The organism is Crocosphaera sp. Alani8 (genome assembly GCF_038442745.1).
Taxonomy (GTDB): domain Bacteria; phylum Cyanobacteriota; class Cyanobacteriia; order Cyanobacteriales; family Microcystaceae; genus Crocosphaera.
Genome location: NZ_JARVCN010000064.1, coordinates 1 through 12019, shown reverse-complemented (window position 1 = coordinate 12019; position 12019 = coordinate 1). Strand labels below are relative to the sequence as shown.

10 protein-coding genes are annotated in these 12019 nt (G+C 41.3%); 7 read left to right on the top strand and 3 right to left on the bottom strand.

What is annotated here, in order from left to right; all coding sequences use genetic code 11:
• Window positions 1-746 precede the first annotated feature (746 nt).
• Window positions 747-2756, bottom strand: coding sequence for a transketolase (gene tkt, locus P9B04_RS04960; protein WP_342053893.1), 2010 nt, complete (start codon window positions 2754-2756; stop codon window positions 747-749).
• Between the two features lie 482 nt (window positions 2757-3238).
• Between tkt and gorA the strand changes: the two genes are divergently transcribed.
• Window positions 3239-4591, top strand: coding sequence for a glutathione-disulfide reductase (gene gorA / locus P9B04_RS04955; RefSeq protein ID WP_342053892.1), 1353 nt, complete (start codon window positions 3239-3241; stop codon window positions 4589-4591).
• Between the two features lie 67 nt (window positions 4592-4658).
• Here gorA and P9B04_RS04950 read toward each other — a convergent pair whose 3' ends face one another.
• Window positions 4659-5114, bottom strand: a complete 456-nt coding sequence (locus P9B04_RS04950) for an NUDIX hydrolase (RefSeq protein WP_342053891.1) — start codon at window positions 5112-5114, stop codon at window positions 4659-4661.
• 316 nt (window positions 5115-5430) lie between these two features.
• On the opposite strand from P9B04_RS04950, the gene crtR reads away from it, so the two are divergent.
• Window positions 5431-6324 (top strand): beta-carotene hydroxylase, encoded by an 894-nt coding sequence (gene crtR, locus P9B04_RS04945; RefSeq protein WP_342053890.1) that lies wholly within the window; start codon window positions 5431-5433, stop codon window positions 6322-6324.
• 251 nt (window positions 6325-6575) lie between these two features.
• On the opposite strand, the gene P9B04_RS04940 is transcribed toward crtR, so the two are convergent.
• Window positions 6576-6788: a DUF2839 domain-containing protein gene (locus tag P9B04_RS04940; protein ID WP_342053889.1), complete on the bottom strand. Its 213-nt coding sequence runs from the start codon at window positions 6786-6788 to the stop codon at window positions 6576-6578.
• Window positions 6789-7067: 279 nt separating this feature from the next.
• Between P9B04_RS04940 and P9B04_RS04935 the strand changes: the two genes are divergently transcribed.
• The 5 genes from P9B04_RS04935 (at window position 7068) to P9B04_RS04915 (ending at window position 11973) form a co-directional block, all read left to right on the top strand.
• Complete coding sequence (locus tag P9B04_RS04935; protein WP_342053888.1) at window positions 7068-8366, top strand: family 10 glycosylhydrolase; 1299 nt, start codon at window positions 7068-7070, stop codon at window positions 8364-8366.
• 404 nt (window positions 8367-8770) lie between these two features.
• On the top strand, window positions 8771-9928 hold the full coding sequence (locus tag P9B04_RS04930; protein WP_342053887.1) for a Re/Si-specific NAD(P)(+) transhydrogenase subunit alpha: 1158 nt from the start codon (window positions 8771-8773) through the stop codon (window positions 9926-9928).
• A 68-nt stretch (window positions 9929-9996) separates the two neighbouring features.
• Window positions 9997-10284 carry an NAD(P) transhydrogenase subunit alpha gene (locus P9B04_RS04925; protein WP_342053886.1) on the top strand — a complete coding sequence of 96 codons (288 nt, stop codon included), beginning with the start codon at window positions 9997-9999 and terminating at the stop codon, window positions 10282-10284.
• Between the two features lie 6 nt (window positions 10285-10290).
• On the top strand, window positions 10291-11718 hold the full coding sequence (locus tag P9B04_RS04920) for an NAD(P)(+) transhydrogenase (Re/Si-specific) subunit beta (RefSeq protein WP_342053885.1): 1428 nt from the start codon (window positions 10291-10293) through the stop codon (window positions 11716-11718).
• A 72-nt stretch (window positions 11719-11790) separates the two neighbouring features.
• Complete coding sequence (locus P9B04_RS04915) at window positions 11791-11973, top strand: hypothetical protein (RefSeq protein ID WP_342053884.1); 183 nt, start codon at window positions 11791-11793, stop codon at window positions 11971-11973.
• The last annotated feature ends 46 nt before the right edge of the window (window positions 11974-12019 follow it).

The window sequence follows — 12019 nt, the reverse complement described above, 5'->3', positions numbered from 1 at the left end:
AAACATCTTGCGTTATCGACCTACTACGCAAACCATTCTAGCATCAGATCTGATAGGTAGGCAATCAGGGCAAACGCGCTTAAATCTCAACGGCATGATCTAGCCAGGGTTCTCGACTTCCAGTACATATAATCTATTCTAGCCCAAGGCTTTGTTCAATCGGGGGTTCAAAAATTAAGCGCGTTTGCCCTGGGTAGGCAATGAATTGCCAGTCGCATTTCATCCCCATGTCTGAAGCCAGGGGCTTTCATGCTCCGATTTTCGGTAAAATTAAACGAATGCTGAACGCTGAGTGCTGAGTGCTAACTGCTGAGTGCTGAATGCTGAACGCTGACTGCTGAGTGCTGAGTGCTAACTGCTGAGTGCTGACTGCTGAGTGCTAACTGCTGAGTGCTGACTGCTGACTGCTGACTGCTGCAAAATTTGATGGGAACAAAGACAAAAAGTCTCCAGTCAATCTAACTCGGCACCTGTTCAAGCGTTGAGGGGAGGAACTCTTACCATATAAGCCTCCCCCAATTCTTTTTTTTCTTAGTCTTCATTTTTTGAAGATCGGATAAGAAATTGAAGAAGGAGTGAGGGGTGAGGAGTGAGTGAGGAGTCAGGAGTCAGGAGTCAGGAGTCAGGAGTCAGGAGTGAGGAGTGAGTGAGGAGTGAGGGGTTGCCCCGAAGGGATGATAAACAAGAAAAAACCCTCTAGACTTTCAGAGGGCGTTGATTAATTAATAACAGGAATTAGGGATTAATTAACCTAGAAGAGCTTTTGCTTTAGCCAAAACATTATCAACACTAAAGCCGAATTTTTCCATACAGGTTCCACCAGGAGCAGAAGCACCAAAAGTATCAATACTGACGGTATCACCTTCGGGTCCAACGTATTTTGACCAACCAAAACTAACACCAGCTTCCACAGATAAACGCTTGGTCACAGCTTTGGGGAAAACAGACTCTTTATAAGCTTCATCCTGTGCTTCAAATAACTCCCAAGAAGGCATAGAAACTACCCGAACTTTCTTCCCTTCGCCACTTAATTGTTCAGCCGCAGCAACACAAAGACTTACCTCTGAGCCGGTTCCCATGAGGATAATATCAGGAGTACCATCACAGTCAACAATAGTATAAGCACCCTTAGCCACCCCTTCAATAGAGGTTCCAGGAAGGTTAGGCACTTTCTGACGGGTAAAGGCTAATAAACTGGGTGCATGAGCTTTCGCTTTCTCAACCGCTACTTTATAAGCTCCAGAACACTCATTGCCATCAGCAGGACGAAAAACAGTTAAATCAGGAATTGCCCGTAAAGAAGCCAATACTTCCACAGGTTGGTGAGTGGGACCATCTTCCCCTTGTCCAATGGAGTCGTGAGTCATCACCCAGATAGCACCTACTTGAGACAAAGCTGATAAACGGATAGAAGCCCGCATATAATCGGTAAAGATTAAGAAAGTAGCACCATAAGGAATTAAACCAGAATTATGTAAAGACATTCCGTTACAGATAGCACCCATACCATGTTCACGCACCCCAAAGTGAACGTTACGGTTAGCATAAGCACCTTTTTGGAAGTCCCCAGAAACTTTTAATTCTGTTAAGTTAGAGTGGGTTAAATCAGCCGAACCACCAATTAATTCAGGTAACACAGGGGCTAAGATGTTGAGGATAGCAGCGGAATGCTTCCGAGTTGGTTGTCCATCATCATCAGGGGTGAAGGTAGGTAGGCCCTTATCCCAACCATCGGGAAGTTGACCACTTAAATAACGTTCAAACTCAGCCGCTTCGGTGGGATATTTAGCTTTGTAAGCTGCAAAAGCTTGGTTCCATTCAGCTTCGTAACTAGCACCCTGCTCCGCCTTATTCATTGCCTTAAGCACATCTTGGGGGATGTCGAAGGGTTCATAGTCCCATCCCAAGTTTTTACGGGTTAAAGCCACTTCATCCGCACCCAAAGCAGCACCGTGAACACCGGCGGTGTCTTGTTTGTTGGGGGAACCATAACCGATGGTGGTGGTAACTTTGATCATCGTAGGCTTATCGGTGACTTTTTTCGCCTCTTCGATCGCCTTAGCAATAGCATCTAAATCGGTGTTACCATTTGGCACATGGATAGTGTGCCAACCGTAAGCTTCAAAGCGTTTGGACACATCTTCGGTAAAGGCCACATCTGTAGAACCATCGATAGATATGTGGTTATCGTCATAAAGGGCGATCAGTTTGCCTAAACCCCAGTGTCCAGCAATAGAACAAGCTTCACCTGCTACACCTTCCATGTTGCAACCATCCCCTAAAATAACATAGGTGTAGTGATCAACGATGGTAGCATCTGGTTTGTTAAAGGTAGCTGCTAAATGGGCTTCTGCTAGGGCTAAACCCACCCCATTGGCGATTCCCTGTCCCAGAGGACCGGTGGTAACTTCTACCCCTTCGGTTTCAAAGTTTTCTGGGTGTCCAGGGGTTTTCGATCCCCATTGACGGAACTGTTTAATATCTTCGATGGTGACGCTATCGTAACCAGTCAAATAGAGTAAGGCGTACTGTAACATACAACCATGACCCGCGGAAAGAATGAAGCGATCGCGGTTGAACCATTTAGGGTTTTTCGGGTTAAACCGCATGAACTGATCCCAGAGGACATAAGCCATAGGAGCCGCACCCATAGGCAGTCCAGGGTGTCCTGATTTAGCTTTTTCTACAGCGTCAACTGCTAAAAAACGAATAGAATTAATGCACAGTTCTTGAAGTGACTGGGTGGCAGCAACCATAATTTTTCTTGAAATAAACTACGATAAGACAACAATCATTGTGGAGTGGGCAACCTCTGGTCTATGAATTGCCCAAGGTTTGTCTTTATCATCCCACTCTTGGGTAAAGATGGGAAGATAGAGTCTAATAATTTTCTGATTGACTTCCGTAAAATTACTGAGACGCAAACTGAAAAATCAGTTCTTCTGTAAGCATTCAGCTATCGGCTATTAGCTATCGGCAAGACCGGTCATCGATTGAATAATCTCCGTCCCTTTAGGTGGGGTAGTGTCAACTAGCAACAATAACAACTACGACCAAAAAAGATAAAATATAAAAATAGACAATCCAAAGAACAACCACAGCACTACAAAAATTAGTTAAGACATTATTTGTCTGTTTAATTAATTATTACGGGGAAAATCCAAGTCTCATTAGGTTGAAACATCTTAATGGGTAGTGCTATACAAAAACGCCGAAAAATTAGGAGATTTGTATTATTATGAGTTATGATTTCGATTTGTTTGTTATCGGTGGCGGTTCGGGTGGTATTGCCACCGCTAGACGGGCTGCAGAATACGGGGCAAAAGTCGGATTAGCAGAGTATGATCGCCTGGGGGGAACTTGCGTTAATGTAGGATGTGTTCCTAAAAAATTGATGGTGTATACCTCCCATTTTTCGGCACAGTTTCAAGAGTCTGAAGGGTACGGTTGGAGTCCAGTTAAAAGTACCTTGGATTGGTCCAAAATGATTACGGCGGTTAACCAGGAAACAGAACGTCTTAATGGTATTTATTTACGAATGTTGGATAAATCCGAGGTGAAACTGTATCGAGACTACGCTAAACTACTGGACCCCCACACCGTTGAAGTTGGAAATAACAAAATTACCGCCGATAAAATTCTCATTGCAGTGGGGGGACATCCAGTTAGACCGGATATTCCAGGTATTGAACATACCATTATTTCTGATCAGATGTTTACCTTAGCCCAACAACCAAAACGGATGGTAATCTGGGGCGGCGGTTACATTGGGGTAGAATTTGCCTGTATTATGCGTGGATTGGGATCAGATGTAATCCAAGTAATTCGCCGAGATAAAATACTCAGGGGTTTTGATGAAGACATCCGTAGTACCATTCAAGAGTCTATGGAAAATCATGGTATTCAAATCCTCAAAAATTCTACTATTACCTCCATCGAAAAAACTGCTGAAGGACTAAAAATCGCTGTTCAAGGAGATGAAAACAACGAGATGGTTTTGGCTGATACCATCGGTTTAGCTGCCACCGGACGTAAACCTAGTTTAGATAATTTAGGTCTGGAAAATACTGGGGTTGAAGTCAACAATGGAGCGATCGCTGTTGATAAATATAGCTGTACTGGTCAAGACAATATCTATGCGGTGGGAGATTGTACCGATCGCATCAACTTGACCCCTGTGGCCATCAACGAAGGAAGAGCTTTTGCTGATACCCATTTTGGCGGAAAATCTCGTGTCATGAGCTATGAAAACGTCCCTTCTGCTGTCTTTACTACCCCCGAAGCTGCCACCGTCGGTTTAACAGAAGAAGAGGCTAAACAACAGTACGGAGAAGACGCTATCAAAGTCTATCGCAGTAAGTTCCGTCCCATGTACTACGTTTTACCTGGAAAAGAAGAAAAAACCCTCATGAAATTAATTGTTCACCAAGAAAGTGAAAAAGTCTTAGGGGCTCACATGGTGGGTGATCACGCTGCGGAGATTATCCAAGGAATGGCCGTCGCGGTGAAAATGGGAGCTAAAAAGTCTGACTTTGATGCAACCGTTGGTATTCATCCAACCTCTGCTGAGGAGTTTGTAACCATGCGTTAAGGTTGAGTTATTTATTGATTTTCTTAGGGACATAATTAAACTTTGTTATGTCCCTCCGCACTAACTTCTAAGCTAAGACTGTTAACCCTTTCAAATAATCATTTAACTGACGATCGTGGTCGTGAGAAAGGTTGCCCAAGGGCAAATCACTCGGTAAAAATGCTTCTATCTGCATAACTTCTAGGGTGTCTTCTATAGAAAACTCCCCTCTAACTTCTGCTTCCATTAAGACAGAAATGGAGTGAATTCTAGGGTCACGATCCATAGAAGAATATACCCCAACTAATCGCCGAACATTTAGCAATTGTAAGCCCGTTTCTTCTTTTAATTCTCGTCTAGCTGTGGTTATTAAATCTTCTCCCCAATCAACAATACCCCCAGGAAGTCCCCATTGTCCCGTATCCTTGCGCTGAATCAACACAATCCGCCCATCAGGAAGCACTGGAATAATGGTGGCACCCGTGATAGGATGACGGAAAATAATTCCCATTATAGCCTTGATATATCGCCATATTTGACCCATACTGATAATACCGCTCCTTAAAATTTAATCAAGAAATTTAATCAAATCGTTAGCTTACTCGATACAGGTAGAACCAATAACAGTAAAATTAAAGTTAAAAAAATCACCATAGAATCATAACAACCATATAGACTGTTGTTAATCAACTGGGTTTCACAAACAACCCAATGATTTACAATGTAACCTTGAGTTTTCGTAATTTAACTTCCATCTTTACATAAGATGAGATAATGTTACAAATCTTTACTAAATTTGGGTTATCGTGTAAACTACACGAAGGTTAACAATAGTGTTCGTCAAGGAGCAGAAAACAACCATGCAGTCGGCACAGACGCTGCAAACAGTACCTAGAGAATATCTTAAGCCCCCAGGAGGGTTTAATCCCAACGTGGTGATGTTTTTTACCGCTCTATCCCTCATTGGTTGTTCAATATGCGGTTATTGGTTATGGGAATGGCCTGAGTGGATATGTTTTGTATGTAGTGTTTTAGCCCTACATATATCAGGTACAGTAATTCATGATGCTTCTCATAATGCAGCTCATCGCAACCGTACCATTAATGCAATTTTGGGTCACGGAAGTGCCTTAATGTTGGGCTTTGCTTTTCCTGTGTTCACACGGGTGCATTTACAACATCATGCTCATGTGAATGATCCTGATAATGACCCCGACCATTTTGTTTCCACTGGTGGTCCACTATGGATGATAGCAGCACGCTTTTTTTATCACGAGATTTTCTTTTTCAAGCGTCGTTTGTGGAAAAAATACGAACTTTTAGAATGGTTTTTAAGCAGATTATTCCTGTTTACCATAGTCTTTTTGGGTATTCATTATGAGTTCATCGGTTTTGTAATGAATTTTTGGTTTGTTCCTGCTTTGGTAGTAGGAGTTGCCTTGGGATTATTCTTTGATTATTTACCCCACCGACCTTTTGAAGAAAGGGATAGATGGAAGAATGCGAGGGTTTATCCTAGTGCTATCCTGAATATCTTAATCTTTGGACAAAATTATCACTTAATCCACCATCTTTGGCCTTCCATTCCCTGGTACAAATATAAACCTGCTTATCACGCAACTAAGTCCCTTTTGGATGCTAAAGGATGTGATCAATCTTTAGGTTTACTACAAGGGAAAAATCTTTGGAGTTTTCTTTATGATGTATTTTTAGGGATTCGTTTTCACGGTGATCATACTAAAAAATCTACATAGGGATCAATGAATTATTCTGCTCATCTGTTGTTAGCTGAAAGTAGCAAATAATCTATTATGCGATACTTGTTGGGGGATTTTTTAATAGGAGAAAACCCCTTGCAAATCTCTAATAATTTTTAAGGTGAGCATCAACCGCAACAATAAACTTGCGATCGCTCACCACTATCTACGAAAAAACTATAAAGTAGAGAATCCACAATTTCTTAAACTTGTCAAGTACATCAATACAAATCGTAATAATTGTTAGTCTACTGAGTATCCCACCAACCAAAAGCTGGACCGATGAAACGGACTGTTATCCAAAGAGTTGCCATGATACCGATACCAAACCAGGCTCCTCGTGTAGTCCACTGATAGAAATCGTCAGCCTGACGTTTTGATATAGGAATCCAAGGTAAAATACGTTCTTCTTGACCGTACTGTTCTTTCAAGGCATTTTTACGACGCTTAGCTTCACCCATACCTTATCCTACAACTTATCACTATTTAATCATAACTCTTTAAGTACCTGGACAAAAATAAACGTTGCAGTTGAGAAGAGGCAGGGGGCAGAAGGGAGAAGGCAGAAGTAGGCTTACAGCTATATTTACAGATATTTACACAGTGAGCTTGATTTATTTCCGGCTACTTAGTATAAAAAAGTTAAAATAGTAGTTAAATAGAGGTCTAGTCTGTGTAAAGAAATGTATTTCGTTAAGATTGAATGACTTAGACATTACTTATAAGTTTACTGATTTTGAATGATGACCAGAAATAATAAGCCTTCTCGTTTTTTCGATTTTGGTTGTTTGGTAGAACTGTTAATGGTTTTAACTGTCTTTGGAGGGGGATATTGGTGGTTTTTTGTAAAAAATAATCATACTTTACCAGAGTTTATTGCTAATCATCCAAGAACAATTGAGCTTTTAGAAAAATATCCTAATTTACCTATTCCTATTGATAAAAAAGAAAAGGTAATCATATCAAATCCAACCTCTAACCCTAAACCCATTAATGATCAGTCTTCTGCATCAAAAGTAAAAACTGAGAACCCTACCCCAGAAGCTTATGAAAATGATCCTCCAATAACTAATCACAATGACAGTCCAGAGAAGTCCACTAACGAAATAATTAAACCTGACAATAGTAAAGCTTCAAAAAAAATATTAACACCTTGGGAAAAAAAGAAAATAAGAGGTATTTATTTAAGTCGTTACCAAGTTACGAATAACGCACCAGAAGCAACTATTCGTGAACGAGTCAGATATTATAAAAGCAAAGGATTTAATACTATTATTCATGGTGTTTGGGGAAACGGTTGCACCATGTATAACAGCGAAGTCATGAAGGAAATGTTGGGCTATAAAAGCTGTCCCAACAAATTTAATTCTCAGTGGTTAAATTGGTTAATCGATGAAGCACATAAACATGGTATGGAGGTTCATGCTTACTTTGAAAAGGGAATAAAAATTGATAAAAATAGTCCCATTTTTAATAAAGCTATTGAAAACAAATGGTTAGTTCCGGGGGTAGATAGAACTTATAGTAATGTTGAGCATTATGTCTTAGATGTAGAAGTTCCAGAAATTGCCGATTTTTTCACTAATATTGCCGTAGAATTCGTCAAAAAATATCCTCAAATAGATGCTGTTCAATGGGATGACTATTTAGGTTATCACGCTGAATTACCGGGGAAAGTAGATAGAACTTCTAAGTTGACTAAATTCACCCAAAAAATGATTACAGAAGTTAAAAAAGCAAATAATTCAGTTAGTTTTGATCTTAGCCATCATAACCCTTATTGGTCAAAAAGATACTTTGCGGCTGACTGGAAAAACTGGTCAGTAGATAGGGTTTTTATTCAAGCTTATAATGATCAGAATTTTAATGCAGAATTAGACTATGCCAAAAAATACGATGGGATTGGCATCACTGATCAACAATTACACCGTTTACAAGAATTAGCAAATAATAAAGATATTGATAGCGTATTAGTGTTTCCCCTCTCAGGAAAACCTGAAGAAACTGCTTCTGATGTAAAACAAAGTCTTGATAAATAAAAAAACAAAGTACAAGGATTACGCTCATGATACTAATTCAATCACTAATTAATAATTACTAATAATGAGTAATAAGATACACAGTTAAAAATTAATTAAGTTTTCAAGGGGTGGCAAAAACCTAGATTAAACTTAGGGGAAAGCGAAATAAAGACATCTGAAAACCGTGGGGTTAGTAACGCTGTGATCAAGAGTTATTAGTTTGTTAAAAACCGCTCGATCAGATCGATGATCAAGACCGACTCAAAACTTCATTGAGTTAAGTTAGGAAGTCTTGTGATTGCGAATCAATTCACGAAGCAAAAACAAAGAAGACTTTAAGGTTTCTTCTTAAGTCGTTAATAGCCCTCAAAATACTAAACAACAAACTTTTAACCCATAAACAAAACCAAGGAAGGTTCAATATGCTAAAAATCGCAGTTCCAAAAGAAAGTGATTTAGGAGAATTGCGAGTTGCCCTCGTTCCCGATATTGTCACCCGTTTTATTAAGCTAGGGTTTGAAGTATTGGTACAGTCCGGTGCCGGCTTAGGGGCGCATTTTGACGATAGCGAATACCAAGCAGCCGGAGCAACCATTATTAACTCTGCTAAAGAACTGTGGGAATCTGCAGATATTCTCCTCAAAGTTACACCACCTGGGGAACAACAGGGAGAAGAAGAAATGAACTGGTTAAAACCCGGTGCTACTTTGATCAGTTTCCTTAACCCCTTAGCTAACCCCGAACAGGTTCAAGGGTTGGCTCAACGGAAGATCAACGCCTTTAGTATGGAGATGATTCCCCGTACCAGTCGCGCACAAAGTATGGATGCACTTTCATCTCAGGCAAATATCGCAGGATATAAGGCTGCCTTGATCGCATCTGCTTCCTTACCTCGTCTGTTTCCCATGATGACAACTGCTGCTGGTACCATTCCTCCGGCTAAAGTTTTAGTTATCGGTGCAGGGGTAGCAGGTTTACAAGCGATCGCTACTGCTAGACGTTTAGGGGCAGTGGTAGAAGCTTTTGACGTACGCCCCGCGGTGAAAGAAGAGGTACAAAGTGTGGGGGCGAAGTTTATTGAGATCCCCATCGAAGAAGACACCGCCACCAGTCAAGGTTACGCCAAGGAAGTTGGACAAACCACACAAGAAAAAATTCGTCAGGTGCTAACGGAACACATTAAAAAATCCGATGTGGTGATCACTACTGCCCAAGTACAAGGAAAGCGCGCTCCATTGATCGTTACCGAGGAAATGGTGTGTGAAATGAACTCAGGATCTGTGATCGTAGACTTAGCAGCCGGACAAGGTGGAAACTGTGCTTGTACCGAAGCCGGTAAGGACGTTTATTACAACGGTGTAACTATTATTGGACCGTTGAATCTCCCTTCGAGCTTACCAGTAGACTCCAGTAAAGTATACGCCAAAAACCTCTTAACCCTGGTGAAATATTTAGTTAAAGACGGTGCCATCGACTTCAACTTTGAAGACGATATCGTGGGTGGAACCTGCGTTACCTACGAAGGAGAGATCCGCAACGATCGCATCAAACAAGCTTTAGCTAACTTAGTTCAAGCTTAGAGCAGTGAACAGTTAACAGTGGTAACTGATAACTGATAACCGATACAAATCAGGAGTATATATTATCAATGACAACTGGATTATTAATAGGTTTAGTGGTGTTCGTCTTAGCCTCCTTTGTGGGGTTTGAGGTGATCAACAAAGTACCTCCAACCCTACACACTCCCTTGATGTCAGGGGCTAACGCCATTTCTGGTATTGCTGTGGTTGGGGCTTTACTCATTGCTGGGTCCAAAGAATGGAATATTACCGTTGTTTTGGGTTTAATAGCTGTGGTTTTAGCAACCGTTAACGTCGTAGGTGGCTTTTTAGTAACCGATCGCATGTTGCAAATGTTCAAGAAGAAGGGAGCATAGTTAAAGATGAACGATACTTTATGTACTGATGTTCTGTCTGGTTTAACCACCGGCATCGAACTCACCTACTTAGTAGCAGCCGCCTTATTCATTGTTGGCTTAAAGCAGTTAGGATCACCCGCAACCGCCCGCCGAGGTAATATTATCGCTGCGGTGGGGATGTTCTTTGCTATTATTGCAACCTTAATCAATCAGTCTGTGATCAACTACGAGATGATTCTCGTTGGGGTGATCATTGGTTCTATTATCGGGGCGATCGCTGCTCAAAAAGTAGCTATGACGGAAATGCCCCAAATGGTGGGTATTTTCAACGGTTTAGGGGGCGCAGCCAGTGCCTTAGTTGCTGTTGGAGAGTTTTGGCGTTTACTAGATGCTGGAAAAGGTGTTCCTTTCGATGCAACCTTAGTAGCTATTTTAGGGGTGTTTATCGGTGGTGTCACCTTAACAGGTAGTTTACTAGCCTTTGCTAAGTTACAAGGGTTAGTGAGTGGTTCTCCTGTTACCTTTCCCCTACAACAACCCTTCAATATCCTTCTTTTCTTATCCTTCGTTGCAGGAAGTGTTTACCTGTTCATCGACCCTGCTAACCCAACAATTTTCTTAGGTTTAGTGGGTTTATCCTTAGTATTTGGGGTATTATTCGTTCTACCTATCGGTGGTGGCGATATGCCTGTGGTCATCTCCCTGTTAAACTCCTTCTCGGGTTTAGCAGCTAGTGCAGCAGGTTTCATCCTCATGAATAATATGCTCATCGTCGCAGGTGCGTTGGTGGGTGCATCAGGTATCATTTTAACGGAAATCATGTGTAAAGCCATGAACCGTTCTTTACTGAGCGTTTTATTCGGTGCCTTTGGTAGTGCTGGAGGAACCGTGGCTGCTGGTTCTGGTGATGGTACTGATAAAACCGTACAGTCTATTGACCCAGAAGAAGGAGCAATGATGTTGGGTTATGCCCGTTCTGTGGTTATTGTACCTGGTTATGGTATGGCAGTGGCACAGGCGCAACACACCGTCAGAGAGTTGGCTAACCAACTGGAGAAAATGGGCGTTGAGGTTAAGTATGCTATTCACCCCGTTGCTGGACGGATGCCCGGTCACATGAACGTTTTATTAGCAGAAGCGAACGTTCCTTATAACCAGTTACACGATATGGACGACATCAACCCTGAGTTTGAACAGACTGATGTTGCCTTGGTTATTGGTGCAAATGACGTGGTTAACCCTGCTGCACGGGCTGATCAAAGCAGTCCTATTTTTGGAATGCCTATCTTAGAAGTAGATCGCGCCCACCATACTATTGTTATTAAGCGTGGTTTAAGTACCGGTTTTGCTGGCGTAGATAACGAGTTATTCTACGAAGATAAAACCGTGATGCTGTTTGGTAGCGCACAAGATATGGTTTCTAAGTTAGTGTCTGAAGTTAAGCAACTGTAATTGTTTTTTCTTCAGTTCAATAACTAAGGTTATACCTCCCTGTTTTATGAATGGGGAGGTATAATTATTTTTATGAACAACAAACCTTTAATTAGTTCTCAAGAGTTAGATAAAATTTTTGATGAAGGAAAAGAGGACATTATCGAATATCTTGATTTTAGTACAGCCCATCGCCCTGGTTTAGACGTGAAAACTTTAAAGGAAACTAATCTCAAAAATCTCTACGAAAGTGATGAACATTTATGGTCAGGGTAAGCTCATCTAAAATCCGCTTGACAGAAGGCATTGAGAACAGTCATCA